Annotated in this window: 26 protein-coding genes and 1 pseudogene; 23 read left to right on the forward strand and 4 right to left on the reverse strand. The window is 63.9% G+C overall.

The window, feature by feature from the left end:
* Positions 1-17: 17 nt before the first annotated feature.
* The 4 genes and pseudogenes from HUK68_RS10185 to istB all read left to right on the forward strand — a co-directional run bounded on the left by HUK68_RS10185 (position 18) and on the right by istB (position 4,014).
* Positions 18-296, forward strand: a complete 279-nt coding sequence (locus tag HUK68_RS10185; RefSeq protein ID WP_011871439.1) for a hypothetical protein — start codon at positions 18-20, stop codon at positions 294-296.
* A gap of 345 nt (positions 297-641) precedes the next feature.
* The gene (locus HUK68_RS10190) at positions 642-1,571 is read left to right on the forward strand and encodes a DUF3577 domain-containing protein (RefSeq protein ID WP_009876582.1); all 930 of its coding nucleotides are present in this window, start codon (positions 642-644) and stop codon (positions 1,569-1,571) included.
* A gap of 139 nt (positions 1,572-1,710) precedes the next feature.
* Positions 1,711-3,227 (forward strand): annotated as a pseudogene (gene istA, locus HUK68_RS10195) (IS21 family transposase).
* Positions 3,217-4,014, forward strand: a complete 798-nt coding sequence (istB, locus tag HUK68_RS10200; protein ID WP_175502831.1) for an IS21-like element helper ATPase IstB — start codon at positions 3,217-3,219, stop codon at positions 4,012-4,014. Before istA ends, istB begins: the two are co-directional and overlap by 11 nt.
* Positions 4,015-4,082: 68 nt before the next feature.
* On the opposite strand, the gene HUK68_RS10205 is transcribed toward istB, so the two are convergent.
* A complete protein-coding gene (locus HUK68_RS10205; protein ID WP_244146138.1) occupies positions 4,083-4,481 on the reverse strand; it encodes a hypothetical protein in 399 nt (132 codons plus the stop codon).
* A 243-nt stretch (positions 4,482-4,724) separates the two neighbouring features.
* Between HUK68_RS10205 and pilL2 the strand changes: the two genes are divergently transcribed.
* Genes pilL2 through HUK68_RS10240 form a run of 7 tightly spaced genes read left to right on the forward strand, consistent with a single transcriptional unit; the run spans position 4,725 to position 10,765 of the window.
* Positions 4,725-5,324 (forward strand): PFGI-1 class ICE element type IV pilus protein PilL2, encoded by a 600-nt coding sequence (gene pilL2 / locus HUK68_RS10210; RefSeq protein ID WP_020924956.1) that lies wholly within the window; start codon positions 4,725-4,727, stop codon positions 5,322-5,324.
* Complete coding sequence (locus tag HUK68_RS10215; RefSeq protein WP_009876593.1) at positions 5,321-5,971, forward strand: hypothetical protein; 651 nt, start codon at positions 5,321-5,323, stop codon at positions 5,969-5,971. Before pilL2 ends, HUK68_RS10215 begins: the two co-directional genes overlap by 4 nt.
* Before the next feature lie 14 nt (positions 5,972-5,985).
* Entirely contained in the window at positions 5,986-6,711 is a 726-nt protein-coding gene (locus HUK68_RS10220) for a TIGR03759 family integrating conjugative element protein (protein WP_009876594.1), read from the forward strand.
* Positions 6,693-7,283, forward strand: coding sequence for a transglycosylase SLT domain-containing protein (locus tag HUK68_RS10225; protein WP_009876595.1), 591 nt, complete (start codon positions 6,693-6,695; stop codon positions 7,281-7,283). The genes HUK68_RS10220 and HUK68_RS10225 overlap by 19 nt, the downstream gene beginning before the upstream one ends.
* On the forward strand, positions 7,280-7,828 hold the full coding sequence (locus tag HUK68_RS10230) for an integrating conjugative element protein (RefSeq protein WP_009876596.1): 549 nt from the start codon (positions 7,280-7,282) through the stop codon (positions 7,826-7,828). Before HUK68_RS10225 ends, HUK68_RS10230 begins: the two co-directional genes overlap by 4 nt.
* Positions 7,829-7,832: 4 nt before the next feature.
* The gene (traD, locus tag HUK68_RS10235; protein WP_011871448.1) at positions 7,833-10,019 is read left to right on the forward strand and encodes a type IV conjugative transfer system coupling protein TraD; all 2,187 of its coding nucleotides are present in this window, start codon (positions 7,833-7,835) and stop codon (positions 10,017-10,019) included.
* Positions 10,016-10,765 carry a TIGR03747 family integrating conjugative element membrane protein gene (locus tag HUK68_RS10240; protein ID WP_009876598.1) on the forward strand — a complete coding sequence of 250 codons (750 nt, stop codon included), beginning with the start codon at positions 10,016-10,018 and terminating at the stop codon, positions 10,763-10,765. Before traD ends, HUK68_RS10240 begins: the two co-directional genes overlap by 4 nt.
* 29 nt (positions 10,766-10,794) lie before the next feature.
* On the opposite strand, the gene HUK68_RS10245 is transcribed toward HUK68_RS10240, so the two are convergent.
* The 3 genes from HUK68_RS10245 to HUK68_RS10255 all read right to left on the reverse strand — a co-directional run bounded on the left by HUK68_RS10245 (position 10,795) and on the right by HUK68_RS10255 (position 15,398).
* On the reverse strand, positions 10,795-13,419 hold the full coding sequence (locus tag HUK68_RS10245) for an ATP-binding protein (RefSeq protein WP_011871449.1): 2,625 nt from the start codon (positions 13,417-13,419) through the stop codon (positions 10,795-10,797).
* Positions 13,420-13,519: 100 nt separating this feature from the next.
* Positions 13,520-14,572 carry a DUF3800 domain-containing protein gene (locus HUK68_RS10250; RefSeq protein WP_011871450.1) on the reverse strand — a complete coding sequence of 351 codons (1,053 nt, stop codon included), beginning with the start codon at positions 14,570-14,572 and terminating at the stop codon, positions 13,520-13,522.
* 151 nt (positions 14,573-14,723) lie between these two features.
* Positions 14,724-15,398, reverse strand: coding sequence for a hypothetical protein (locus tag HUK68_RS10255; RefSeq protein WP_011871451.1), 675 nt, complete (start codon positions 15,396-15,398; stop codon positions 14,724-14,726).
* A gap of 104 nt (positions 15,399-15,502) precedes the next feature.
* Here HUK68_RS10255 and HUK68_RS10260 point away from each other — a divergent pair, with 104 nt between their 5' ends.
* The 12 genes from HUK68_RS10260 (at position 15,503) to HUK68_RS10315 (ending at position 25,731) form a co-directional block, all read left to right on the forward strand.
* On the forward strand, positions 15,503-16,405 hold the full coding sequence (locus HUK68_RS10260) for a bacteriophage abortive infection AbiH family protein (RefSeq protein WP_017514686.1): 903 nt from the start codon (positions 15,503-15,505) through the stop codon (positions 16,403-16,405).
* Positions 16,406-16,541: 136 nt separating this feature from the next.
* Positions 16,542-16,922 (forward strand): integrative conjugative element protein, RAQPRD family, encoded by a 381-nt coding sequence (locus HUK68_RS10265; RefSeq protein ID WP_009876602.1) that lies wholly within the window; start codon positions 16,542-16,544, stop codon positions 16,920-16,922.
* Positions 16,919-17,152, forward strand: a complete 234-nt coding sequence (locus HUK68_RS10270) for a TIGR03758 family integrating conjugative element protein (RefSeq protein WP_009876603.1) — start codon at positions 16,919-16,921, stop codon at positions 17,150-17,152. The genes HUK68_RS10265 and HUK68_RS10270 overlap by 4 nt, the downstream gene beginning before the upstream one ends.
* A gap of 16 nt (positions 17,153-17,168) precedes the next feature.
* Positions 17,169-17,528 carry a TIGR03745 family integrating conjugative element membrane protein gene (locus HUK68_RS10275; protein ID WP_009876604.1) on the forward strand — a complete coding sequence of 120 codons (360 nt, stop codon included), beginning with the start codon at positions 17,169-17,171 and terminating at the stop codon, positions 17,526-17,528.
* Between the two features lie 12 nt (positions 17,529-17,540).
* Complete coding sequence (locus tag HUK68_RS10280) at positions 17,541-17,951, forward strand: TIGR03750 family conjugal transfer protein (protein WP_003158639.1); 411 nt, start codon at positions 17,541-17,543, stop codon at positions 17,949-17,951.
* Positions 17,948-18,637 (forward strand): PFL_4703 family integrating conjugative element protein, encoded by a 690-nt coding sequence (locus HUK68_RS10285; RefSeq protein WP_009876605.1) that lies wholly within the window; start codon positions 17,948-17,950, stop codon positions 18,635-18,637. Before HUK68_RS10280 ends, HUK68_RS10285 begins: the two co-directional genes overlap by 4 nt.
* Entirely contained in the window at positions 18,634-19,551 is a 918-nt protein-coding gene (locus HUK68_RS10290) for a TIGR03749 family integrating conjugative element protein (RefSeq protein ID WP_009876606.1), read from the forward strand. Before HUK68_RS10285 ends, HUK68_RS10290 begins: the two co-directional genes overlap by 4 nt.
* Positions 19,541-20,971 (forward strand): TIGR03752 family integrating conjugative element protein, encoded by a 1,431-nt coding sequence (locus HUK68_RS10295; RefSeq protein ID WP_011871453.1) that lies wholly within the window; start codon positions 19,541-19,543, stop codon positions 20,969-20,971. Before HUK68_RS10290 ends, HUK68_RS10295 begins: the two co-directional genes overlap by 11 nt.
* On the forward strand, positions 20,952-21,392 hold the full coding sequence (locus HUK68_RS10300) for a TIGR03751 family conjugal transfer lipoprotein (RefSeq protein ID WP_003158644.1): 441 nt from the start codon (positions 20,952-20,954) through the stop codon (positions 21,390-21,392). The genes HUK68_RS10295 and HUK68_RS10300 overlap by 20 nt, the downstream gene beginning before the upstream one ends.
* The gene (locus HUK68_RS10305) at positions 21,392-24,274 is read left to right on the forward strand and encodes a conjugative transfer ATPase (protein ID WP_175504083.1); all 2,883 of its coding nucleotides are present in this window, start codon (positions 21,392-21,394) and stop codon (positions 24,272-24,274) included. The genes HUK68_RS10300 and HUK68_RS10305 overlap by 1 nt, the downstream gene beginning before the upstream one ends.
* Positions 24,275-24,287: 13 nt before the next feature.
* Positions 24,288-25,052, forward strand: coding sequence for a DsbA family protein (locus HUK68_RS10310; RefSeq protein ID WP_011871455.1), 765 nt, complete (start codon positions 24,288-24,290; stop codon positions 25,050-25,052).
* Positions 25,053-25,236: 184 nt separating this feature from the next.
* Positions 25,237-25,731 (forward strand): JAB domain-containing protein, encoded by a 495-nt coding sequence (locus HUK68_RS10315; protein ID WP_009876611.1) that lies wholly within the window; start codon positions 25,237-25,239, stop codon positions 25,729-25,731.
* Positions 25,732-25,798: the final 67 nt, after the last annotated feature.

The raw sequence follows: 25,798 nt of genomic DNA on the forward strand, positions 1-25,798 counted from the left end.
TCCATAGGAGCAATCTCATGTTCCCCGATCTCATCTCGCCTACGCCTGACTTCGAGAATCAGCTTGGAGCCTGCGTTAACGCCATGAGCCAGAACGACGCCATCGGCCAGATTCTGGTGTTCGAGCGCATGAGCGGCACGCTGCACATGCGCCATATCGACAGCGCCGATCTGATGGACACCGACATTGACGACTACGAAATGGTCGTGTTTGACGGTGGCAATACAACCGGCGACACGTGGAAACACGTGTTCTTCCCACGTCAGCGCGAACACTATTTCGTGTACGAAGCCTGACATCTCCAGCCCCTTTCGAGGGGCTTTTTCTTGCGCTGAACCGGGCTGCGTGGACAAAGGGAAACACCCGGATGCCAATTGATTGCTGCCGCGCGCGCAAGGGCCGCCCATGCTGACCCCATGCCTGCTGACGTTGTCAGCGACATGCCAGGCAATCATCGGTCTTCGAGGTTGCGGCGCAGTTTCCACTGCGTGACCGAGCCAGCTCGCACCGCATCCATACGCGAGCGGCCACCAGTCTCTGGTGGTGGATGCTTTCGCCTTATCAACCCACCGCGGGGTTACGCACCTTTCCCCGCATGCGTGGGCTCGGTGTGTCTCCGCTTTTCCCAATGGAGATTCACCATGAACACCACGTCCAACGAGAAATCGTATTTCGACCTCCACACATCGGGCATCGGCTACATCCAGCGTGTCCGTGAAGTGCCCGTCAGGGGCGGCCGCCGTGCGCAGCCCTTCCTGGCATGCACCATCGCCGCATTGGTCGGCCCCGCCAGGGACCCCAGCTACCGCTACTTCGATGTCAAGGTCTCGGGTGCCGAGGCCAAGAAGCTCGTTCAGCGCTACATCGGCGTTGACGATTCCAAGCAGCGCCCGCTGGTGCGCTTCCGCCTCGGCGACCTTTGGGGCGATGCGTACATCCGCGACAAGGGCGAAAACCAGGGCAAGGCCGCCGCGTCCCTCAAGGCGCGACTGCTCAAGGCCGAGCCGATCGAGCGGGCCGAACTGGCTTCAATCGAGCAGCACGAGCTGATTACCCGTGGCATCGGCTACCTCAACCGTCCGAAGGACGTCACCCCCAAGGATGGCGATCCGTTCCTGTCATGCTCCATCGCCGCATTGGCCGGACCTGTCGATGAACCGGAATATCGGTACTTCGACACGATCGTCGCCACCCTCGGGGCCGAGCATCTGGTTCGCCGATGCGTGCAGGCCATCGAAGGGGATCGCAAGGTGCTGATCGCCTTCCGTCTCAACGACATGAAGATCGATCCGTACATCCGTACCAAGGGCGAGCACGCTGGGGCACCGGCCGCAAGCCTGGAGTCGACGCTGATCCACATCGGTCTGATCAAGATCGATGGCACCCAGGTCTATCCGATGAGCCAGGCGCAAGCCGAGGCGCCAACGGTGGAGGACGCACCCGCGCCCGAAGCCGACAACGCCATCGACACTGCCGCCGACGCCGTTTCCGACCTACCCGTCGAGTCCGCCGAGCGCGAGCCCGAGGGTGAAGTCGAGGAGCAGGAGCCGGCCTTGGTCGCTTCGTTTTGATCCGGCATGGCCCCTCATGGGGTGTTGATTTCCACCCAGAAGTGACCCACTAACCCCCGGTTTTTCCATCTCAATCTGATCCACGCATTAACCCTAGCCTGCTGCTTTCTTGTGCAGTAGGAGACCAGGAGTGATTGACGTGGCTACTTTGAGTGTCATCAGACGCTGGGCTCTACGTGAGCACCTGTCCATCCGAGAGATCGCCCGCAGAACCGGACTTTCTCGCAATACCATCCGCAAGTATTTGCGCTCCGATGTTGTGCAACCTCGTCTTGCACAGCGAATGATCGTTGCCAAGCTCGACCCATTCGCCAGCAAGCTGTCTGGCTGGCTGCGCACAGAAGCCAACCGCTCTCGTAAGCAGCGGCGCACGATCAAGCAGATGTTTCTGGACTTGCAGGCGCTGGGCTATGCCGGCTCCTACAACCGGGTCGCTGCCTTTGCCAGAGTTTGGAAGGCTCAGTGTCATGCGGCTGAGCAGACATCAGGGCGAGGCGTTTTTGTGCCCCTGGTCTTCGGTGCTGGCGAAGCCTTCCAGTTCGATTGGAGTGAAGACTGGGCTGTGATTGCAGGTGTGCGCACCAAGCTACAAGTGGCTCACTTTAAGCTCAGCCACAGCCGAGCCTTCTATCTGAGGGCATATCCGCTGCAAACCCATGAGATGCTGTTTGATGCCCACAACCATGCCTTTGCGGTTTTTGGAGGCATCCCCAGACGAGGGATATACGACAACATGCGCACAGCCGTCGATGTGTCGGTCGTGGCAAGCTCAGAGAGGTCAATGCCCGTTTCAGTGCCATGGCCAGCCACTTCCTGTTCGAGGCACAGTTTTGCAACCCGGCCTCGGGATGGGAGAAGGGGCAAGTCGAGAAGAATGTTCGGGACGCTCGCCATCGCATCTGGCAATCTGTACCAGCGTTTCCTACACTGCGGACACTCAACGATTGGCTAGAGCAGCGGTGCCAGCAACTGTGGCAAGAGATTGCGCATGGGCAGTTACCAGGCTCTGTCGCCGATGTGTGGAAACAAGAGCGCTCAGACTTGATGCCGATGCCTCGGCCGTTTGATGGGTTTGTCGAGCATGCTAAACGGGTCTCGCCCACCTGCCTGGTGCACTTTGAGCGCAATCGCTACAGCGTGCCAGCCTCTTATGCCAACCGGCCCGTTAGCTTGCAGGTTTATGCCGACCGCCTGGTCGTCGTGGCCGAAGGCAGGGCAATCTGCGAGCACCAGCGCATCATTGAGCGCAATCATCAGGGCATCGGTCGTACGGTGTATGACTGGCATCACTACCTAGCGGTATTGCAACGCAAACCCGGAGCATTACGCAACGGAGCTCCATTTGCCGAGCTGCCAGACGCTTTCAAACTGCTGCAAACTCTGCTGCTCAAGCAGCCTGGCGGTGACCGCGAGATGGTGGAGATCCTTGCTTTGGTGTTACAGCACGATGAACAGGCTGTCTTGGCATCTGTGGAGTTGGCATTGGAGGATGGTGTGCCTCGCAAGACCCACATCATCAATATCTTGCACCGCCTGATTGATGGAGTGCAGCAACCTGAGCCCATCCATTCACCACAAGCCTTGGCCTTGATCGTTGAGCCACAAGCCAACGTCGTGCGCTATGACCAACTCCGACAGGTGCGCCATGCGTCATGACCCCGCCATTGCAGCAATCATCATCATGCTCAGGCAGCTCAAGATGTTTGGCATGGCTCAGGCCGTAACAGAACTTGCCGAGCAAGGCTCACCAGCCTTTGAAGCTGCACACCCCATACTGTCGCAACTGCTCAAGGCCGAGAGCGCAGAGCGAGAAGTGCGCTCCATTGCCTATCAACTCAAGGCTGCCAAGTTCCCCGTCTATCGAGATTTGGCGGGCTTTGACTTCGCCCACAGCGAGGTCAATGAAGCCTTGGTTCGCAACCTTCATCGCTGTGAATTCATTGAGAAGGCCAACAATGTAGTGCTTGTCGGTGGACCCGGTACTGGCAAGACACACATCGCTACAGCACTAGGTATTCAAGCCATCGAGCACCACCGCCAAAGGGTGCGCTTTTTCTCCACCGTGGAGTTAGTCAATGCATTGGAACAAGAGAAGTCCCAAGGCAAAGCCGGGCAGCTCGCCCACAGGCTGGTGCATACGGATTTGGTGATACTCGATGAACTGGGCTATCTGCCCTTCAGCTCATCTGGTGGTGCGTTACTGTTTCATCTGCTCTCAACGCTTTACGAACGCACCAGCGTGGTGATCACCACAAACCTGAGCTTCAGCGAATGGGCCAGCGTGTTTGGGGATGCCAAGATGACCACCGCATTACTGGACCGTCTGACCCATCACTGCCATATTCTGGAGACAGGTAACGACAGCTACCGCTTCAAGCACAGCAGTGCAGTTCAGCAACCATCCACAAAGAAGGAGAGAAACAAAACCTTATCCACATCTTGAGCCTTACGGCTCAAGTCAAAGGGTGGGTCAGTTTGAGATGGAAATGGCGGGTCAGATTTGCGTGGAAATTAACAATCGTTGCCACCGAAGATCACATACTCATAGTCCTTCAACGATTCCGGGGCGCGCCCCAGGCCCGCCTTAGGCTGGAAGCGGTAGGTGAGTCGGGCCACCATGGGTGGGCCAGGATCAATCACGCAATCGTTGAGGTGAGCCATCAGCCGGGGATCGTTTGTGAAGTCCGTTAGATCCACAGAGACCTCAATGGTCGCACCAACCTTGTCTTCGCCAAGTCCGTCCCAGAAATGTTCAAGCCCCAGTTGTCGATCGCGTTCAGACAAGCCCGGATCAAGGATCAACTGCAGGCCGCGAATGAAATTGCTCTTGCCAACCTTGTTCTCTCCCACGATGACGATACTTTCCCCCGTCTCGACATCAACATCCGAGAAATTGGCGAAATTGATCAACCTGACCCGAGAAACCCTCATTTACGCCCCCGTCCACTGGTGTTTTAACAAATAGTAGCAGTCAAGCGGCCGGCCTCCATCCGCCGACCGCGACTGAGCTTTTCCGTTTCGGCGCCCTCAAGGCCGCTTTTGTTCGACTAGACCGCTGCCGGCAAATCGGACGCAGCGTGGTTCGCATTGTTTGCTGCTGCCCCGGGCCTTAGCGGCGATGGTGAGGGCTCGTTGTTTCAGGACGCCGAGCTTATGTGCCCCTCTCCACCTTGGTTTCACCATCCCGAACGCCGCCTGCTGGCAGGAGTCCTCGGCCTGCTCTGGTCGGTGCTGGCTGGCGGCTGCGCTACGACGACTGCGCCGCCCGCACCTGATGCCATCGAGGAAGTGTTGGCCACGCCCGAACCCGAGGCGCCCGAGTACATCCCCGTCGTGCGCTACGGTCGCTACACGCTGGTCGAGCTGGCACCCAGAGCGGCGCAACGCGACCTGCTGTTGCAGACCATCGACGTGTCCATGCCCGAAGATGCCCGCGCCACCGTCGGCGATGGGCTGCGGCATGTGCTCAAGCGCAGCGGTTACAGCCTGTGCCAGACGGCGCACGCGGTAATCGAGCTGTACGCGCTGCCGCTGCCGGCGGCGCACCTGCACCTCGGCCCCATGACCTTGCGCGATGCGCTGCTCACACTGGCTGGCCCGGCCTGGGAACTGCACGCGGATGATCGCGCACGGCAGATTTGCTTCGAACGGCCCGCCGACAGCGCGGTCATCGAACCCGCATCCGAGCCACCCGCCGCCGAGGCGGTGCAGACGTTCCCGCTGGAGCCTTCGGTTTCGGGAGGCCAGCCATGAGCGCCCCACAGTCTGCCCGGCGCCCGGCCGCCGTCGTGATGGTGCAGAGCCTTCTGTGGCTCTGGCTGATCGGCCTCAGCGTCTTCGTAGCCTTGGGCTACCAGACCATGAACGACCAGGCCGACCAGGAACGGCTGGATTCCCGCCTGCAACGCCTGGAAGCCCGGGCGGCGGGCCTGGTCGAGTCGATCGAGGCCATCCAGCAGCGTTCGGCCGTCGCAACGGCGGCAGACCTCAAAGACACCCGCCAAGTCTTGGAAGCACGCGCTGCCCAGGTTGAGAAAACGCTGAGCGGCTATGCCGCTGCCGACGACCTTCAGGCGCTGCGCGCGGAGGTCGAGCAGATCAAGGCGCGCCAGACCGCTGCGCCCGTTCCGCGCGCCGCAGCACCCGCCCAGCCGCGCGCATCGGGCAAGGCCGCCGCCAAGCCCGAACCGCCGCCGCTGCCGTTCCGCGTCGTCGGCGCCGAATTGCGCGCTGGCCAGCGCAGCGTGTCCGTTGCGCCGAGCAGTGCGGACTTCACGCCTGACCAGCTTCAGGTGCTGCTGCCAGGTGATGCGCTCGGCCCGTGGCACTTACAGGCGATTGAGGGCAACACCGCCGTGTTCCAGGCCGGCAACCAGACCCGTCGCGTGGCGATTCCCTGACCGGAGCACACCACATGAATCCGTCGATCATCCTTTCCGCGCTCCTGCTGGCATCCGCCCAATTGCCCGCCTGGGCGCAGCAGCCGGTCACCGCCCCGGCCCGCAATGCGCAGAACCAGGAGCGTCCGCTGGTCGCCCGAACCCCGGACGACCAGGTAGCAGGCGACTGGGGCCTCCAACCGCAGGAATGGGCGCTATACCGCGAGCTGATGGACGGGCCGCTGGGCATCTATTCGCCTAACCTGGACCCTCTGTCCGCCCTGGGCATCGAGGCCCGCACCGACGAGGAACGGCGGCGCTACGCAGAACTGCAGGTGCAAATCGAAGCGCGCCGCGTCGAGAAGCTGCTTGCCTATCAACGTGCCTACGACGAAGCCTGGCAGCGCCTGAACCCCGGCATGCAACGGGTGAACCTGCCTGACGACAAACCCAGCGGCGGCGCAGTGCGCGGCGGCGGCCGCACGGCGGTGTTCGTCAAGGACGGCTGCGCGGCCTGCGGACAGCTCGTGCAACGCCTGCAATCCTCAGGTACCGAGTTCGACCTGTACATGGTCGGCAGCCGCCAGGACGACGCGCGCATCCGCGACTGGGCCAAGCGCGCACAGATCGACCCGACACGGGTGCGCAGCGGCACCATCACGCTCAACCACGACGGCGGCCGCTGGCTGTCGCTGGGTCTGCCCGGCGATCTGCCCGCGGTCGTGCGCGAGGTGAACGGCCAATGGCAGCGCCAGCCCTGACGGCGCGGTTTCGCGTACTGGTGATCGCTGCTGGCCTGTACGCCTGCGCCGTCCATGCCCAGGAGGTTCCGCCTCCGGCCTATCAGCTTGCCGCCCAACGTGCGGGCATTCCCTCCACGGTGCTCTACGCCGTGGCCTTGCAGGAGAGCGGCATCCGGCGGAACGGACGCATCGTCCCGTGGCCGTGGTCCCTCAACGTCGCCGGCCAATCGCGCCGCTATGCGACCCGCGCCGACGCCTGCGCCGGTTTGCAGCAGGCGATGCGCTCCACGCCGCACACGCGCATCGACGCGGGCCTGGGTCAGATCAACCTCGGCTACCACAAGCACCGCTTCACCAGCCCGTGCGACTTGCTCGATCCGTACCGCAACCTCGCCATCGCCTCCGAGATCCTGAAGGAGCAGCACATCCCGGGGGAGAACTGGCTGCTGGCGATCGGCCGCTACCACCGCCCCGCGGGGGGCGAGCCCGCAGCCCGCTACCGGCGGAGCGTTTCCCGCCACCTCGCCCGCGTGCAGGGCACGCGCCCAACCGCCGCGGTCCTCGCCGCGCGCCAGGAGACCACCCCATGACGAAATCCCATCTGGCCCATCTCGCGGCGAAAGGCCTGCTCGTGCTGCTGGCGGGTCTGCCGCTGGCCTCGCGTGCCGGCGAGCCGCTGATCTTGGTCGAAGACCGTGGCGGCACGTCGGCGCTGCCGTACTACGAAGCCCTGAGCCTCCAGCCGCGCGCCAACACTCCGGCCCGATCGCCCATCCCTGCGACTCAGATCCCGGCCACGCCGGCGGATGAGGCCGCGATGTTGCCGGTGCGCAGCGCCAAGCTCACGCCCGGCACCGTCGCGCGGCGGGTGATCGAGGCCCCGGGCCTGCGTCCCTTCGTGGTCGTGGGCGACGACGAGGCTTCCCAGGCCTGGTTGCGCCGCCATGCAGCCTCATTGCGCGAGCGCGGCGCGGTCGGTCTGGTGGTCAACGTCGAGACCGTGCAAGGCCTGGCGCGGCTGCGCGCACTGGCGTCCGGCGTGCCGCTTGCGCCCGTGTCCGGCGACGACTTGGCCGAGCGCTTGGGCCTGCGGCACTACCCGGCGCTAGTCACGGCCACCGGCATCGAGCAATGAAGCCATGTCGGGGAAACAGCCGGTCGAGGTTCTGCTTCGCCCAGCGGTGGAGCTATATACCGTCGCGGCGTGTGCAGGCGCCGCGTTTCTGTCCCTGGTGGCCCCGTGGTCGCTCGCGCTGAGCCCCGCCATGGGTGTCGGCAGCGCGCTGGCGTTCGGAGCCTATGGCGCGATCCGCTACCGCGATGCCCGCGTCATCCTGTGCTACCGGCGCAACATCCGTCGCCTGCCGCGCTACGTGATGACCAGCAAGGACGTGCCGGTCAGCCAGCAACGTCTGTTTGTGGGACGCGGCTTTCTGTGGGAGCAGAAACACACCCATAGGCTCATGCAGACGTACCGGCCAGAGTTTCGGCGCTACGTCGAGCCGACGCCGGCCTATCGGCTGGCCCGGCGCCTGGAGGAACGGCTGGAGTTCGCGCCGTTCCCGCTGTCCCGGCTATCGAAACTCACCGGCTGGGACGTGCCTTTCAATCCGGTGCGGCCGCTGCCGCCAGTGGGCGGCCTGCCGCGCCTGCACGGCATCGAACCCGACGAGGTGGACGTCAGCCTGCCGCTGGGTGAGCGCGTGGGCCACTCCTTGGTTTTGGGAACGACAAGGGTGGGCAAAACACGTTTGGCCGAACTCTTCGTCACTCAAGACATCCGCCGGAGGAACGCCGCGGGCGAACACGAGGTCGTGATCGTCATCGACCCCAAAGGAGATGCCGATCTCCTGAAGCGGATGTATGTCGAGGCCAAGCGCGCGGGCCGCGAAGGCGAGTTCTATGTCTTCCATTTGGGGTGGCCGGACATTTCGGCACGCTACAACGCCGTAGGCCGATTCGGTCGCATCTCGGAAGTCGCCACCCGCATCGCGGGGCAGCTCTCCGGCGAAGGCAACAGCGCAGCCTTCAGGGAATTCGCGTGGCGCTTCGTCAACATCATTGCCCGCGCCTTGGTGGAACTGGGGCAGCGCCCGGACTACATGCTGATCCAGCGGCACGTCATCAACATCGACGCGCTGTTCATCGAGTACGCCCAGCACTACTTCGCCAAGACCGAGCCCAAAGCCTGGGAGGTGATCGTCCAGATCGAGGCCAAGCTCAACGAGAAGAACATCCCGCGCAACATGATTGGGCGCGAGAAGCGCGTGGTGGCGCTGGAGCAGTACCTATCCCAGGCCCGTAACTACGACCCGGTGCTCGACGGCCTGCGCTCGGCGGTTCGCTACGACAAGACGTATTTCGACAAGATCGTCGCGTCTTTGCTGCCGCTGCTGGAGAAGCTCACCAGCGGGAAGATTTCCCAGCTTCTGGCGCCGAACTATTCCGACCTGGCCGACCCCCGCCCGATCTTCGATTGGATGCAGGTCATCCGAAAGCGCGCAGTCGTCTATGTGGGCCTGGACGCGCTATCCGATGCCGAGGTCGCCGCAGCGGTCGGCAACTCGATGTTCAGCGATCTCGTTTCGGTGGCAGGCCATATCTACAAGCACGGGATCGATGACGGCCTGCCGGGCGCATCGGCTGGCACGCGCGTGCCGATCAACGTCCACGCGGATGAATTCAATGAACTGATGGGTGACGAGTTCGTGCCGCTGATCAACAAAGGCGGCGGCGCCGGTCTGCAGGTCACCGCGTACACGCAGACGCTTTCGGACATCGAGGCCCGTATCGGGAACCGCGCCAAAGCGGGTCAAGTGATTGGCAATTTCAACAATCTGTTCATGCTGAGGGTCAGGGAGACGGCCACCGCCGAACTGCTGACCCGGCAATTGCCGAAGGTCGAGGTCTATACGACCACCATCGTCTCCGGCGCGACCGACAGCTCGGACATCCGCGGCGCGACGGACTTCACCAGCAACACGCAGGACCGCATCAGCATGTCCAGCGTGCCGATGATCGAGCCGTCGCACGTCGTCGCCTTACCCAAGGGCCAATGTTTCGCATTGTTGCAGGGCGGCCAGCTTTGGAAGGTTCGCATGCCGCTGCCGGCACCGGACCCCGATGAGGTCATGCCGCAGGATCTGCAACAACTGGCGGGCTACATGCGCCAGAGCTACAGCGAGGCCACGCAGTGGTGGGAGTTCACCAGTTCCCCGGCGTTGCAGGACGGGGCCTTGCCCGACGACCTGTTGGATGATGCCGCTGCGGCCGAACCTGGCCCGGTGGCCACCGACGACAGCGCCGGCAATGAGGCCTCGCCATGAAGGATGCCGCCTCGACCGCGCAGCGGGAGCAGAACCAGCGCCAAGGCCTGATCGTCGGCACCATCACCTTGCCGTTCCGGCTGCTGGGGGTGCTGATCGGCTCGCTGCTGTTCTCCATTGTCGTGGAGTGCGTCGGAATGCACCTGTTCTGGAAGGACGAGGGCTGGCGACACTCCCAGCAGATGTTGCAGTACGAGTTGGGGCACCTGTCCAACCACTTCACGCGCAGCGTGGTCGTGCAGGAACCGGGGCGCACGGCGCACGAGCTGGTGGATACCGGATACGAATGGGTGTTCGTGCGCTCGGGCTTGCTGGAGCGCATGAGCCAGACCGCCGAGCGCGCCCGTGCACCCAGCCACGGGCAGACACGCAACTTTCGCTACTACATCAGCCAGGCCTATGTCTGGACCGAGAGCTACCTGATCGCCGCAGCCTTCACGACGCTGACCTTCCTTGTGCGCCTGCTGGTCCTGGTGCTCACGTTGCCGCTGATCCTCACCGCGGCATTCGTCGGCCTGATCGACGGCCTAGTGCGGAGGGACGTGCGCCGGTTCGGCGCGGGCCGCGAATCGGGCTTCATCTACCACCGCGCGAAAGCAAGCCTGATGCCGCTGGCCGTTCTGCCCTGGGTCACGTACCTGGCCTTGCCGATCTCGGTGCATCCACTGCTGATTCTGCTGCCGAGCGCCGCCTTGCTGGGGCTGGCCGTGAGCCTGACCGCGGGCAGCTTCAAGAAATACCTTTAGGCGAATGCTGTCCCGCGTGGCTGTAGTGCTCATCGGTTCTGCAGAACATCTAACGCAGCGTCCAACGCCGTAATCGATTCGACAATGACTCTCACTAAGGAGCGGTCGAACTCGTGGTCTCGCTGGGAATCGTGGACACCGCTGTTGAGACACCCCCATTCAATGCTTCCTGCACCAACACCAAGCAGCCGGGTCAAAGCGACAACGACGTCTGGCGCGCCAGCATGCTGCGCGGAGATGCGATCGACGGCTGATCTCAACTTTGCGCATTTGTTGTTCAATTCCCAGGGGGAGCGTGGCCCGCCTAGCTTGAGTTCGATGCGCCCATCTGCTCGCCGGCCCAGCCAAGTCCAGAGACGGTCAGTCAGACTCTCCAGCGCGGGCCGCGCCTGGCGCAGCGCCTCACGCTTCTCATCGGCTGCCAACGCCTGCTGGGCCAACAGGACGTAGTTCTTCGTCGGTGGATCGCTGTCAACGCGCAGCTCATGCTCGCCCTGGTGCGGGAGGAACTTGTAGCGCTTGATGGACCCGGCCCGCCGGGCGCCCAATTCCTGCTGGATCCGGTGCAGAAACTCCTCGGCGTGTGAGGTGAGGATGACCTGCTTGCCGACGAGCAAGCCATCCTCGAAGAAGGTACGCCAGATTCCGTCACGATGGTCATCGTCGATCGCGTTGACGACGTCATCGAAAATGACCACGGGGCACCCCTGCGCGATGTTCTTCGCCAGCAGAATCGCCAGACCCAGGCACTTGATATGCCCTTCGCTGAAGACCACCAGCGCGTCATAGCGCACGCCAGGCTCACCGGTGAACTCTACTTCGATCTTGCCGTTTTCGGCGACAGGCAGCCACAACGCGTGCAAGAGGTCGCCAGGCGGATCAGCACGATTGAATGCGTTGTACAGATTGCGTGCCTGTTCTCCGAGGCCCTGGAGCAGCACGCCCGGCAATGCGGCCAAGTAGGCTTGGATTTCGGGCAAGAAGCCGTCGTAGGCGGCCTTGACCCGCAGGTGGTGCGCGACTACCGGCACTTCGGTTGCGACCGACTCGATCAACTCACGGTTCGCCTCGTCAAATTGGGCCACGGTCTGGCGGGCAGCGGCCATTTCTTGGTCGGCTGTCATGCGTATGGTCCGCAGCCGTTCGATCTCCAGCCGGTGCTGGTCCAGTGCGTCCCGCTCCCGGGCCAGCGCCCCGCGCAGGGCATGCGCTTCGCGGGCTTGCGCGTCGGCGCGCTCGATGATTTCCGTGACCTGCAGCAGAGCGTTCCAGGCACGCCGGTCGCCATCGACCCATGCGCCAAGCCAGGCGCCTGTCGAGGTAGGCGGCAATGGAGGCAGGCCTGCTGCCTGCAACTGTGCAGGACAAGCGTTTGCGCCAACCGCGACTACCCGACGCATCTCGTCCCACAGCGCCCGCACCGCCTCGCTCAACTGCGTCCGTAGGCCGGCTTCCTGCTGCTGGAGGGTGGCCAACTGCGCGAGCTGCTCCAGGCCCGTGCGGGCCTTGGCGAAAGGATCCTGTGCGACAGCAGCCAATCCGGTTCCGCATGCGGGACAGGTGGTCGCCCCGTCAGTCAAGGCCAGCACAGCCTCGTAGAGCTTAGCGTACGACACTTCCCCAGCACGCGCCGAAAGCTGTCCGGTGGCCGCCTGCCACAGGCCTTGAAGGTGATAAGCCTCATCCAGCAGCGTCTGCAGCCGCGCTTGGCTCACCTCATGAACGGCAGGTGGGACGGCAACCAGTTGCGCCTGGACGTACGGCAGCCGCCCTTGCTGCTCCGGTGTGCCGAGCAGCCAGTCAACGCAAGCCTGGTACGTCGCGCCGGGCGACATTCGTTGCGCCAGCGCTTGCTCGGAGTTCTCCACCGCCGCGATCTTTTGCGGATAAGCAGCGATCGTCTGTTCAGAGTTCGCCAACTGCAAGCGCCGCTGCGCGAGTTGAGTAGCCTGGGCGCCGACGAGCATCAGGTCTTGGTCGAGCGCGGGATTGAAGCCGCGCACGAAGTCGCTGAACTGATCCACGCCAAACAAGGTAGCGATGAGCTGCCGCTGATCGCCCGGAGTACGCGCCGCGATGCGGGCGAAGTCATCGAGGCGGTTCTTTTCGATGAAGCAGAAGCGGTACTCCGCTTCGTTGGGCTGCACAGCCTGGGCCTGGTCTGGTGCTCCGGAAGACAGGACGGGCGCGACATGGCGACGCAACCGGGCATTGTTGCAGTATGTCCGTTGGTCGACCCGCTTGACTTGGGCCTCGCTGATGGAGCCGAGCATCGCCACTTCCAGCGCCTCGCAGAAGCTGCTCTTGCCGGTACCGTTGGCGCCATAGACCAAAGTGATGTCGTGGCTGAGGTCGAATGTCTCTTGCCGCATGAATCCGCGAAACGGTCCCACCTCAAGCTGGCGCAGGCGCCCCAGCGCCGGCCCGACTTCGGGTCCGTGGCCATCTCCCTGGTACGCGACCGGCATCTGCGCCAAATGGGCGACGGCCAGTGGCGCCATGCGGGTGGAGCGTCCACGGCGCGCTGCACCAACTTCAGCCAGAGGTTGCAGGTGATCAAGCACCAGATGCGCGAGCCGGCACACGTCGTCATGCACCTGGCGTTGCGCCAAGTGCGCCAAGAAGCGGTGGTACTCCGAATGAATGCTTGCCATGCAGCCCCCTCTACACAGGAAGACGCTTCGATGGCGTCCTTGATGATGTTGATCGGTCGCCAGCGCAGTAGGCACAGGCGGGTCATGCTTCCATTCGCTATTACGGTTTGTGGAAGTTCTCAGCAAAATAGTCGATGACCTGCCCCGCTTGGGATCCCTGACGGAAACGCTTTTGCTCCTCGAAGTCGATCGAGGGCAGCATATGGATCAGTTGATGATCGGCGTACAGCGCCATGACCTTCTCGGCATCCAGTACCCCGGCGCGTTGTCCGGTAAGCGTATTCGCCGCTTCGATGGCCGCGCCGATCATCACGTCCGCCACTTGCACTGCAGGACTGTGCTTTGAATCGATCTGAGTCACGGACTGAAGCTTGAGCGGAAAGGTGATGCTGGCGATCTCCGATTGACGAAACGTGATCGGTTTCTCATGGCGGATGTACCGCTGCAGCAGGTCGTGATAAGTGAGCAGGTTCTTGGACTGATCGTGCTCGACCCGATACGGGCCGTCAGCCATGATTTCCATCCGACTGACCAGGGACTGCAGCACCACGAAAGCAGCATCGGTGTTGACGCCCGGCGTGACGATCGCCTTCAGGCATTCAGGGGCAGCGAACTGCGCAAGCGGGCCAAGCGCTTCCGGCAGTTCCCACCAGCGCGATGCGCACGCCGCATCGATCAGGTTCCCAAGCGCCTCCGAGCTCTTTTCCTTCACCGCGCGCTGGAAGCTGACCAACAGCCGGTCGAGCGCGCCTTTGCCGAGGAGCGTCGGTCCAACCGTATACAGCAGCGACGCAAGCGAGTAGTTCTGCCCGTCTTCGTAGAAGTCCATGCCGCGCTCGTAGTAGAACGGCTCGACCGCGTAGTCCAGGAACATCAGCAGCAACAGGTAGCGCTTGTCGCAGACGTAGGTCACGCACTTGTGGTCGGTTAGCAAGTCGCGCTGCAGCGCCATCAGACGGGGGTGATTGGCTGGGCGCCGAGCCAACGCCCGGTACTTGAGTTCGTCCGCCTGAAGCTTGGGAAAGTGCTCCCGGATCAGGCGCCCGGCCTCGTCATCCTCAATGGCGATGGCCGTCGCTCCTTGGAACCGCTGCTCAGGGTTCATCAGGTCAAAGCCGGTATAACCACTTTCATCGATCCGGAAGCATTCCATTCAACTCTTCCCCTGGACAATGGACACTCCGATCCTGTCGGCCAATTCGAGCACGGCATCGTAGGCACCGACGTCGTTGTGCGAAGGCTCAGACGCGGCCGAGGATGGTTCACTAGGTGGCTCGCCATCGGCGGGCAGATTGGCGCATCGCTTAGTCATGGGTCATTTCAAGAATTTCATCCACAGCGGCCGCAATGACACGGTCCGGTGCCGAAGCGAGTAGATCCTGGGGACGATTTCCACCCAGGAAGCTGTTTTCGGAGCGGAACCAATAAGCCATGCCCCAGCCGTCTTTGTGTCCTTCGAAGGTTTCAATCACTTTGGCCAGCGATTTCAGTGGACGGAAACCAGCGTCACGATCCAGCCCGTAGTCCGGAAAGTAATCGATGCCACCGTGGTTGATAGCGAAGATTTGGCGTTGCTTCTTCCACTTATTGGGCTGAGCGCTCGGGTTCCGGGTGCTCAGTTCCGCGAGTTGTGCGATGTTCGCGGCGGTCAACCAGTCTCCACTTTCCAACACCGCCTTACGCGCCTGCACCAGCAGGCTCGCTTCCTTGAGCAGCCGGGGCGACAGCGGATTGCGCGGCACGAGCATTTCTGCCAGCCGTTCGAGCGATTCGCGGTCCTGACGTTCAAGCAGCACCTCGAACATGGATGAAGCGACGTTGGTGAAGTTTTCCGCCAATGCCGCGAAAACACTGGGCTTGATGTGGTCGAACGCCACCACCAGCACGTGGTCAGCCTGCGACCGAGCGAGTTGAGCCTGAATCTCTTTGGGCGTACCCACAAGGGTCGACACGCCGAGACGGTCTGCAACGACGCTCATGACTGACTCCTCAAATGGGTTATTTACGCTATTTGATATTACTATATCGACCATAACCTTCAATGCCCAGACACTTCGGATTCTTGGGACCTAAGGAGCACACCGTGCACCCCACCACGCTTTATGTAGTCGGCAATGGATTCGACCTGTGGCACGGCATTCCATCGGGCCTCGGACAGTTCAAGGAGTATGTCCTGGCCACAGACCGGGACATTCATCGCGAGGTCGAGGACTACCTTCCAGCCGGAGACGACTGGTGCGACTTGGAATTAGCCCTGGCTGAACTGGATGCCGATATGCTGGTCGACAACTTGGGGCACTTCATGGGGGCCTATGGTGCCGAGGACTGGAGTGATTCAGGGCACCACGACTTTCAGTACGAGGTGGGGAACGTCGTCGAGCGACTGTCCAAGGGGCTTCGGACGCGCTTTGCCGAATGGATCCGAGACTTGCCCATCCCGACACACGACACCGCCCCGCGACGGCTTGCGACGCTGGATCCACAGGCGCTGTTCCTGACCTTCAACTACACGAGCACGTTGGACACTCTCTATGGCATCGATCTGGCACGTGTTCTGCACATCCACGGCCGATCCGATGCGGCAGACGATGAGTTGGTCTTGGGCCACGCCTGGAATCCCCAATCCCGCCCCTCGCTCAACGACCGTCCGGATATCGAGGAGATCGATACCCGGGTGGCTGAAGCCAACGACATCATCGACGACTACTTCTCAGCCACCTTCAAGCGTTCCGAGGAACTGATCGCCCAGCATAGGACGTTTTTTCAGGCGTTGGGAGCCATCCAGAAGGTCGTCGTGCTTGGCCACTCTCTGTCCCCCGTGGATGCGATCTACTTCCAGGCGCTCCTTCAGCAGCCCAGCGTTGCCGCGGCGCGATGGACAGTCGCATGCCGCAGCAAACAAGAGTGGCCTGATAAGGAACAACGGCTCGTCGCCCTGGGTTTGTGGCCGGGTGCTGGACAGCCATCTTCTTGGGACGCACTGTAGAACAAAGCGTCGTTCGCTCCTGTATTTGCGGATCGCTGCGCACCTAATCCGGTCGGCCCCAGTTCCTATTGTTTGTGGCCTAAAGCAGCCCTGATCTCCACGATCAAGCCATTGCTGATTTCACAGGAATGGCGCGATGTTGGCTCCGATCTGGCTGCGCGCCGCGCATCGCGGCGTGCCCACTTTTCTCGTGACGGCCCTCCTGCTGGGCCAGTCCCCGATGGCGTTGGCCGAGCCCCCCACGCAGCGCCAGGAACTGGTCGCGGCGCTGCGCCAGCTCGACGCGCTGGAGCGCACCGTCGCCGACAGCGCCGCGCATGCCCCCATCCAGCCGGGAGAGCGCTACCACTTCGATTACCCGCGGCTGCTGGCTGACCTAGCGCGCGTGCGCGCCGGTATCCAGGCCCACCTCTCACCTTCGCGTGCCCAGCCGCGCGACCCCTCCGAACTGGCCGGCGACTACCGCACTGAGCGGGCCGTCGAGCCATCGCCGACGACCGCGGAGGTCAAGCCATGAACGGCGCCCAGGTCTCGGCATTTCAAGCCAACAGCGGCATCGCGCCTTCCGCGATGGCGACCGTCTTGGTCGGCGTCGTGTTCGCGGTCCTGCTCGTCTGGGGCGTCTGGGCCATCCGAACGGCCTACGTGGGGTGGTCCGAGAGCCACCTCAACCAGCGCCAGTTCCTCGGCGTCTGCATCCGCTTCGTCGCGATGTACCTCGTCCTGAGTTTCTTCCTCCTCTCCTGACCTGAAAGGCCTGACCATGCAAAACCGCATCCTCACTTCCCGTTTTGTCCAGCGCGCCACCGTGGCTCTGGGCGCCGCCGCGCTGCCCGCGCTGTCGTTCGCGCAGGGGTTGCCGCAACTGGAGAACCCGACCCGCGGCACGGGCAACGGCATCATGGAAACGATCAGGAACTACGGCTACGACATCATCATGCTCGTGGCCCTGCTGGTTGTGGCGTCGATGTTCATTGGCGTGTGCTACCACGCCTACGGCACCTACGCGGAAATCCACACTGGTCGCAAAACCTGGGGCCAATTCGGCCTCACGGTCGCCATCGGCGCGGTGCTGCTCGTGATCGGCATCTGGCTGCTCACCGAAGCCACCGGCATCCTGTAAGGCGAGGCCGGTATGTCCGAGCAGCAGCACGTCCGTGCTGACGGGACGGTCACGTTCCTTCCGCACCGGCTCAACCGCCATCCCGTTGTCGTGCGCGGCCTCACCGCCGACGAGCTGTGGATCTGCTGCGGCCTGTCCGGCGCCGCCGGCCTGCTGGTCGGTGCGCCGCTGTCCTGGGTGTTCCGCACGATCGCGCTCGCGCCCACGTTCGTCGTGCTGGGCGTGGCCTTCGGCGTGTTCATCGGGGGCGGCATCCTGCGTCGCCTCAAGCGTGGGCGTCCCGACACCTGGCTGTATCGGCAACTCCAGTGGCGCATCGCCACGCGCTATCCGCTGGTGGCGGGCTGGGTGGGCGGCCATGTGCTGATCTCACGCTCCGGCTTCTGGACCACCCGAAGGTCTGCTGCAAGGGGGGCACGATGAGCCGCTTCAAGAACGAGATCACCCATCTGCAGGCGCACATCAAGACGCTTCGCCTGGGTGCTGGCGCGCTGGTCATCGTCGCCCTGGTCATGGGCGGCGGCTGGTGGAGCGCTCCGCGCGACCTGACCATCCACGTCCCGCCTGATCTGCGCTCCGGCAGTACCCGCAAGTGGTGGGAAGTGCCGCCCGAATCGGTCTATGCGTTCACGTTCTACGTGTTTCAGACCCTCAACCGCTGGCCGACGAATGGCGAAGAGGACTATGCGCGTAATCTCCACACGCTCTCGCCGTACCTCACCCCATCCTGCCAGGCCTTCCTGCGGGCGGACTACGACTATCGCCGCTCCACGGGCGAGCTGCGTCAGCGCGTGCGCGGCATCTACGAAATCCCCGGTCGCGGCTACGGTGACGACCCCACGGCGCGCGTGCGCGTGGTGTCCGACCGCGACTGGGTGGTGACGCTGGACATCACCGCAGACGAGTACTACGGGGCGGAACAAGTCAAGCGGGCTTTGGTGCGCTACCCCGTGAAAGTCACGCGGGTGGACATCGATCCCGCTCGCAATCCGTTTGGCCTGGCGCTCGACTGCTACGAGGGTGCGCCCCAGCGCATCAGCACACCGGAGCCGTCGCGCCCGGCACCTGGCGGCCTGTCTCCGCAAGCGCCTCAAGGAGAAACCCCATGAAGCACCTTGTACTCGCACTGCTGGGGCTGCTGGCCGTCGCCTCGGCTCCTTTTGCCCAGGCCGTGGAGATCCTTCGCTGGGAACGCATGCCCCTGGCCGTGCCCCTGCGTGTCGGGCAGGAGCGCGTCGTGTTTATCAACCGGAACGTCCGCGTGGGCGTGCCCGCGGGCGTCGGCGAGCGCTTGCGGGTGCAGAGTGCGGGCGGCGCGGTGTACCTGCGCGCGAGCGAGCCGATCGAGCCCACACGGCTGCAATTGCAGGATGCCGACACGGGCGCGCTGATTCTGCTCGATATCGCGGCCGAGCCGGCCAAGGACGGCGAAGCCGAGTTGGAGCCGGTGCGCATCGTCGAGGGCGACAGCGCCCCGACGCGCTATGGCGATCAAGCCGACGGAGCAGACGACGCCCCGGCGCGCGCCCAGGACCAGGCAGGCGCGCGGGCAGCGCGGCGTGAAACCCCGGTTCCGGTCGTGCTGACGCGCTTCGCCGCGCAGAACCTCTACGCACCGCTGCGCACCGTGGAGCCGCTGCCGGGCGTCATGCGGGTGAACCTGCGCCGCGATCTCGACCTCGGCACGCTGGTGCCGACGCTGCCGGTGCGCGCAGTTGCGCTCGCCTCGTGGCGTCTGGAAGACCAGTGGGTCACAGCCGTGCGCCTCACCAATAGCAGCGGCGGCTGGATCACCCTGGACCCGCGCGTGTTGCAGGGCGATTTCCTCACCGCCACCTTCCAGCACGAAGCACTCGGCCCGCGCGGGACGCCAGAGGACACGACCGTCCTGTACTTGGTGACGCGGGGGCACGGCCTCGCGCAATCGCTGCTGCCGGCGATCAACCGCTTCGACCCAGCCGTGCATCTGCCGCAGCCCGAAGCCGAGGCCACCGACGACAAGGAGGCCCGCCATGCGCAGTAACGGACTCCTGAAGTGGTTAATGATCCCCGTGGCCCTGCTGGTGCTGTTCGTCGCCATCCGGCTGTTTTCGGGTGGAGGCTCGTCGGCGCCGCCCGCTGCGGATGCCGGCGCCAAGCTCACGCCGGAGGAGATGAAGGCGCTGGGCATCGAGGGCGATACCCCCCGCGATACCGTGGCGACGCTCGTGGCGCAAGTGAAGCAGTTGCGCACCGAACTGCAGACGGCGCTGTCCGACAACAAGTCCCAGCGCGAAGAGAACCAGCGCCTGCGCCAACGCGAGAACTCGATCGACCAGCGCATCAATTCGGCGCTGGAGACCGAGCGCTCCAACCTGCGCCGCGACCAGCAGCAGGCAGCCAGCGAACGCCAGCAGACCGAGGGACTGCTCGCCGACCTGCAGCGGCGCCTGGAAGGCATCGGCGGGCGCGGCGGCGGCCACGCCGATCTACCCGTGGGCCTGGGGCTGCGTAACGGCGACGAGGCAGGCATGGAAGGCGGCGTGCGCTGGGTCGAGCCGGACGACGCGAAGCCCGCTGATGGGCGTAACGGCAGTCGCGGCACGGGTGGCGGCATGAGCTTTCCGACGAGCTTCGGCCCCGCGCAGAGCACGCTGGAAACCACGGCACAAACCGTGGCGAACGCGGGCGCCCGCGCCGCAGGCGTCAAGAGCGCCAAGCCGGTCTATACGGTGCCGACCAACTCGACGCTGATGGGATCGGTGGCAATGACGGCGCTGATCGGCCGCGTGCCGATCGACGGTACGGTCAACGATCCGTATCCGTTCAAAGTCCTGGTCGGTCCCGACAATCTCACGGCAAACGGTATCGACATTCCCGACGTGGCGGGCGCCGTGTTTTCCGGCACGGCCTCGGGCGACTGGACGCTCTCTTGCGTGCGCGGCCAGGTGCGCAGCATCACCTTTGTGTTCCATGACGGGACCATTCGGACGATTCCCGAAGACCGCGACGGCAACCAGCAGAACAACCAGCAGCAGAACTCTCAAAGTGGGGGCCTGGGCTGGATCAGCGATCCCTATGGCATTCCCTGCGTCAGCGGAGAGCGGCGCAGCAACGCCCAGCAGTACCTCGGTTCGCAGGCGCTGATCACCGCGGCGGGTGCTGGCGTGGCCTCGCTCATCGACAGCGACAGCGGTCAGATGTCCTACGTGGGCGCAGACGGTTCCATCGGCAGCGTCGGCATTTCCAGCAACGAGGCCGTAGGTCGCATCCTGGCCGGTGGCGTGCGCGACATGGCCGATTGGGTGAACAAGTTGTACGGCCAGGCCTTCGCCGCCGTCTATGTCCAACCCGGCGCAAAGGTCGCCGTCCACCTCGAAAAGCCGCTCGCCATCGATTTCGATCCCGAAGGTCGCAAGGTCGATCACCGTGCAGGAGAAAGCCATGCTCTCGAACTTGAATAAGGGCCTGGCGCTGGCCCTTGCCGTCGCGGTGCTCGGCGGCTGCGCCACCAGCAAGGAAAAGCTGCTGCCCCACGGCGACAGCACGATGATGGACATCTGGCAGCAGAACGCCGGTGACGGCGGCGGTGGCGCCGGCCAGGTGGCACGCAGGCAATTGCTCGACGCGCGCCAGAGCCTGCGCCGGCCGCTGACCGAGATGGATGTACAGGCCGCGCCCGCCGAGCAGATGCGCTACACGCGCACAGCGCGCAACGAGGTCTATCGCCAGTTCCAGCGCCTGCCGAATCCCGACCTGGTGATGTACGTGTACCCGCACCTGGCAGGCACGGACCCGGTGCCCGTGCCGGGCTATACGACGGTTTTTCCCTTGTACCAGCGCGTGCAGTACGCCATGCCGGGCGAGCGCGTGGAGGACTACTGATGCGCTGGAAACTCCCCTGGCACAAGTCGGCCGCGCCGAAGCTGGCCGCATCCGGCGCAGGCGATGACGAGCGGCCGGAGGGCTGGCAACGCCACGTCGAGGCCTTGCGCCAGGCCGGCATCCCAGAACCCGGCACGGCGGTCCATGGCCGCAGGCCGGCGACCGTGGCCGACGAGCAGGCGCTGTACGACGTCGCGCCGTCGTTCGCGGAATTCCTGCCCTGGGTGGAGTTCCTGCCCGATTCGAAGTCCATGCTGCTGGAAGACGGGCAATCGGTCGCGGCATTCTACGAGCTGGTGCCGCTGGGCACCGAGGGCCGGGAACCCGGCTGGCTCGCGCATGCCCGCGACGCCTTGGAGAACGCGCTCCAGGACTCGTTCGATGAACTGGACGAGAACCCCTGGGTACTCCAGCTCTACGCCCAGGACGAACCCAGCTTCGACCAGTACATGCAGACCCTGCGCGACTACGTGCAGCCGCGCGCCCGCAATACGGCTTTCACCGAGTTCTACCTTCGCTTCTTCGGACACCACCTGCGCGCGGTAGCGAAGCCGGGCGGGCTGTTCGAGGACACGGTGGTCACGCGGCTGCGTTGGCGCGGCCAGACGCGGCGCGTGCGCATGGTCGTCTATCGCCGGGCCACCGGGCAGGCGAGCCGCCGCGGCCAGACGCCCGAGCAGATGCTGAACATCGTCTGTGATCGCCTGTGTGGCGGGCTGGCGAACGCCGGCATCCAGGCCCGGCGCATGGTCGCGGCCGACGTCCATGACTGGCTACTGCGGTGGTTTAACACGCGTCCCACGCTGCTCGGCCCTGGGGTCGAGGACCGCGAACGCTTCTATGCGCTGGCACGCTACCCCGACGAGACAGAAGACGGTGAGATCGAGCTGGCGAGCGGACGGGATTTCAGCCAGCGGCTTTTCTTCAGCCAGCCACGTTCGGACGCGGAGCACGGCACCTGGCACTTCGACGGCATGCCGCATCGTGTGCTGGTCACTGACCGGCTGCGCATGCCGCCCGGCACGGGGCATTTGACTGGCGAAACTCGCAAAGGCGATGCGATCAATACGCTGTTCGATCAGATGCCCGAGGACACGACGATGTGTCTGACCATGGTGGCGACCCCCCAGGACATCCTCGAATCGCACCTGAACCACCTGGCGAAGAAGGCAGTCGGCGAAACACTGGCATCGGAACAGACGCTCAAGGATGTGCAGGAGGCCCGCTCGCTGATCGGCAGCGCGCACAAGCTGTACCGGGGAACACTGGCGTTCTATTTGCGCGGCCGGGATGAAGCCGAACTGGACCGGCGCGGCCTTGATCTGGCGAACGTGATGCTTAACGCCGGTTTGCAGCCCGTGCGCGAGGACGATGAAGTCGCGCCTTTGAACAGTTATCTGCGCTGGCTGCCGTGCTGCTACAACCCGAGCCAGGATCGACGGAACTGGTTCACCCAACTGATGTTCGCCCAGCACGTGGCGAACCTCTCACCGGCCTGGGGCCGCAGCCAGGGCACGGGCCATCCGGGTAATACGTTCTTCAATCGAGGCGGCGGGCCGATCACCTTTGACCCGCTCAACCGCCTGGATCGGCAGATGAACGCGCACCTGTTCCTGTTCGGCCCCACCGGCTCCGGCAAAAGCGCAACGCTCAACAACCTCTTGAACCAGGTCACGGCCATCTACCGGCCGCGCCTCTTCATCGTGGAAGCCGGCAACAGCTTCGGCTTGTTCAGCGATTTCGCCAAGCGCCTGGGCCTGACTGTGAACCGGGTCAAGCTGGCCCCTGGCTCGGGCATCAGCCTGGCGCCGTTCGCCGACGCGCGTCGGCTGATCGAAACGCCGAGCGACGTGCAGACGCTGGATGCCGATGTGCTGGACGAGGACATGCCACCCGATGCATCGGCCATGGAAGCGGACGAGCAGCGCGACGTACTCGGCGAGTTGGAAATCACCGCACGGCTGATGATCACCGGCGGCGAGGATAAAGAAGAGGCCCGGATGACGCGGGCCGATCGCTCGCTCATCCGCCAGTGCATCCTCGACGCCGCCGAGCATTGCGTGGCCGAGAAGCGCACGGTGCTCACGCGCGACGTGCGCAACGCGCTGCGCGAGCGCGGCCAGGACCCAACGCTGCCAGAGATGCGGCGCGTGCGGCTGCTGGAGATGGCAGATGCCATGGACATGTTCTGTCAAGGCACCGATGGCGAAATGTTCGACCGCGACGGCACGCCGTGGCCCGAGGCCGACATCACCCTGGTCGATCTGGCGACCTATGCCCGCGAAGGCTACAACGCGCAGCTTTCCATCGCCTACATCAGCCTGATCAGCACGGTGAACAACATCGCCGAGCGCGACCAGTACCTGGGCCGCCCGATCATCAACGTGACCGATGAAGGGCACATCATCACCAAGAACCCGCTGCTCGCGCCCTACGTCGTGAAGATCACGAAGATGTGGCGCAAGTTGGGTGCCTGGTTTTGGCTCGCGACGCAGAATATCGACGATCTGCCGCGCGCCGCGGAACCCATGCTCAACATGATCGAGTGGTGGATCTGCCTGTCGATGCCGCCGGACGAGGTAGAGAAGATCGCCCGGTTCCGCGAACTCTCGCCCGCGCAGAAAGCGCTGATGCTTTCGGCGCGCAAAGAGGCGGGGAAATTCACCGAGGGCGTCATCCTCTCCAAGAGCATGGAAGTGCTGTTCCGCGCCGTGCCGCCGAGCCTGTACCTCGCGCTCGCGCAAACCGAACCCGAAGAGAAGGCAGAGCGCTACCAGCTCATGCAGCAATACGGCTGCACCGAGCTGGAAGCAGCTTTCAAGGTCGCCGAGAAGATCGACCAGGCACGCGGCATCGAGTCGCCGGCCTTGGAACTGTCGTAAGCCGGAGAACACCATGGAGCAGAAGCGTCCTTCCATTCCGATACAAGTCCAGGCGTTCCGCCGTCGCCACAGGCGGCCCCGCTGGCCTTGGGCCTTGACTGCTGCGCTGGTCGCGCTGCTGCTGATCTGGCTCGTGTCCCGGTCGCCCGGCGAATCCTCATCGCAGTCGCCCACGCCGGCTAGCACGGCGCAGATGGCCGGGCCGCCCTGGAAAATGGGCAACCCCGAGGGCCGTTTCACACTGACGCTCTATGCCGATCTGGAATGTCCGTTCTGCCGGGAGTACTTCCCGCAGCTCAAGCGCTGGGTCGGCAGCAACGCCGACGTGACCCTGCAATGGCATCACCAGCCGCTGGCTGCGCACGAGCCGGCCGCGTTGGCCGAGGCGCGTCTGGTCGAGTGCGTCGCCGAAGCCGGCGGGCATGCTGCCTTCTGGCGAGCCGTCGAGTGGGTCTATGCCCACACGCGCAGCGACGGCCTGGGACTGCCCGATGGCCTGCGCTACCCCGAATCGACGCCGGCCGTCGAGCAGTGCATGGCAAGCGAGCGGGTCGACGCGGCCATCCGCGCCCAGGCCGCGGAAGCCACGAAAAGCGGCGTGACGGCCACGCCGTCGCTGCGCCTGCTCGATCGCCAGACGGGTCAGTCCATCCTGCTGCAGGGACCGATCGAAGGCGATGCCTTGCTGTCGGCCATGGACATGCTGTCCGCTGATGAACCACCCGCCACACCCGCCACCGAAATGCCTGCCGACGTTGTCGGCGACATGCCCAGGTAGCCCGCGGTCCTTGAGGCTACGGCGCAGTCTTCTGCGCTGACCGCTCCCCGTTCGCTCCGCATCCTGGCCGCGAACAATCACCTCTGCGTGGTGGTGGATGCACCTTGTTCCGTTGTTCTCATCCCCAGGAGGGCTTGCCCTCCCAGGGCGTGCGCCCTCTGATCTCATCATCCGGAGGTTCGCCATGTCTCTCGTCGTCAATGACTCCTGCGTGGAGTCGCTTTCCGCTGTCGCAGCCCAGCGTGAGGACTGGATCATCCAGCAGGCTATCGCGCTGCTGGAGAGACGGATCTTCAAAGTCGGACCGTGCCTCAGCCGACCGGCCGCCGTGCGGGACTACCTGCGTCTAAAACTGGTCGCTGAGCCCAACGAGGTATTCGCAATCGTTTTCCTGGACAGCATGCACCAAGTGTTGGCCTACGAGCCGATGTTCAGGGGCACGATCAATTCGACTGCGGTCTATCCCCGTGTCGTCGTGCAGCGTGTATTGGAGCTGAAAGCCGCCGCAGTGGTCTTCGCGCACCAGCACCCCTCGGGTGTCACTGAGCCGTCGAGCGCCGATCGTGCGCTGACCCAGCAACTGCAGGCAGCGCTGGCGCTGATCGATGTTCGGGTACTGGATCACATCATCGTTGGCCAGGGGATTCCGTACTCCTTCGCGGAGCACAGCTTGCTGTAGCGCATCGTTCATTGATCACAACGGGGGCTTCGGCCTCCGTTTCTTCCTTGCCCCGAAGCAAGCAGGT

The organism is Comamonas antarctica (genome assembly GCF_013363755.1).
GTDB classification, from domain to species: Bacteria; Pseudomonadota; Gammaproteobacteria; order Burkholderiales; family Burkholderiaceae_C; genus Comamonas; species Comamonas antarctica.

Excerpts from the sequence above, each read along its gene's own strand:
- HUK68_RS10185 (WP_011871439.1), top strand. The coding sequence starts at position 18 with ATGTTCCCCGATCTCATCTCGCCTACGCCTGACTTCGAGAATCAGCTT.
- HUK68_RS10190 (WP_009876582.1), top strand. The coding sequence starts at position 642 with ATGAACACCACGTCCAACGAGAAATCGTATTTCGACCTCCACACATCG.
- istB (WP_175502831.1), top strand. The coding sequence starts at position 3,217 with ATGCGTCATGACCCCGCCATTGCAGCAATCATCATCATGCTCAGGCAG.
- pilL2 (WP_020924956.1), top strand. The coding sequence starts at position 4,725 with ATGTGCCCCTCTCCACCTTGGTTTCACCATCCCGAACGCCGCCTGCTG.
- HUK68_RS10215 (WP_009876593.1), top strand. The coding sequence starts at position 5,321 with ATGAGCGCCCCACAGTCTGCCCGGCGCCCGGCCGCCGTCGTGATGGTG.
- HUK68_RS10220 (WP_009876594.1), top strand. The coding sequence starts at position 5,986 with ATGAATCCGTCGATCATCCTTTCCGCGCTCCTGCTGGCATCCGCCCAA.
- HUK68_RS10225 (WP_009876595.1), top strand. The coding sequence starts at position 6,693 with ATGGCAGCGCCAGCCCTGACGGCGCGGTTTCGCGTACTGGTGATCGCT.
- HUK68_RS10230 (WP_009876596.1), top strand. The coding sequence starts at position 7,280 with ATGACGAAATCCCATCTGGCCCATCTCGCGGCGAAAGGCCTGCTCGTG.
- traD (WP_011871448.1), top strand. The coding sequence starts at position 7,833 with ATGTCGGGGAAACAGCCGGTCGAGGTTCTGCTTCGCCCAGCGGTGGAG.
- HUK68_RS10240 (WP_009876598.1), top strand. The coding sequence starts at position 10,016 with ATGAAGGATGCCGCCTCGACCGCGCAGCGGGAGCAGAACCAGCGCCAA.
- HUK68_RS10245 (WP_011871449.1), bottom strand. The coding sequence starts at position 13,419 with ATGGCAAGCATTCATTCGGAGTACCACCGCTTCTTGGCGCACTTGGCG.
- HUK68_RS10250 (WP_011871450.1), bottom strand. The coding sequence starts at position 14,572 with ATGGAATGCTTCCGGATCGATGAAAGTGGTTATACCGGCTTTGACCTG.
- HUK68_RS10255 (WP_011871451.1), bottom strand. The coding sequence starts at position 15,398 with ATGAGCGTCGTTGCAGACCGTCTCGGCGTGTCGACCCTTGTGGGTACG.
- HUK68_RS10265 (WP_009876602.1), top strand. The coding sequence starts at position 16,542 with ATGTTGGCTCCGATCTGGCTGCGCGCCGCGCATCGCGGCGTGCCCACT.
- HUK68_RS10270 (WP_009876603.1), top strand. The coding sequence starts at position 16,919 with ATGAACGGCGCCCAGGTCTCGGCATTTCAAGCCAACAGCGGCATCGCG.
- HUK68_RS10275 (WP_009876604.1), top strand. The coding sequence starts at position 17,169 with ATGCAAAACCGCATCCTCACTTCCCGTTTTGTCCAGCGCGCCACCGTG.
- HUK68_RS10280 (WP_003158639.1), top strand. The coding sequence starts at position 17,541 with ATGTCCGAGCAGCAGCACGTCCGTGCTGACGGGACGGTCACGTTCCTT.
- HUK68_RS10285 (WP_009876605.1), top strand. The coding sequence starts at position 17,948 with ATGAGCCGCTTCAAGAACGAGATCACCCATCTGCAGGCGCACATCAAG.
- HUK68_RS10290 (WP_009876606.1), top strand. The coding sequence starts at position 18,634 with ATGAAGCACCTTGTACTCGCACTGCTGGGGCTGCTGGCCGTCGCCTCG.
- HUK68_RS10295 (WP_011871453.1), top strand. The coding sequence starts at position 19,541 with ATGCGCAGTAACGGACTCCTGAAGTGGTTAATGATCCCCGTGGCCCTG.
- HUK68_RS10300 (WP_003158644.1), top strand. The coding sequence starts at position 20,952 with ATGCTCTCGAACTTGAATAAGGGCCTGGCGCTGGCCCTTGCCGTCGCG.
- HUK68_RS10305 (WP_175504083.1), top strand. The coding sequence starts at position 21,392 with ATGCGCTGGAAACTCCCCTGGCACAAGTCGGCCGCGCCGAAGCTGGCC.
- HUK68_RS10310 (WP_011871455.1), top strand. The coding sequence starts at position 24,288 with ATGGAGCAGAAGCGTCCTTCCATTCCGATACAAGTCCAGGCGTTCCGC.
- HUK68_RS10315 (WP_009876611.1), top strand. The coding sequence starts at position 25,237 with ATGTCTCTCGTCGTCAATGACTCCTGCGTGGAGTCGCTTTCCGCTGTC.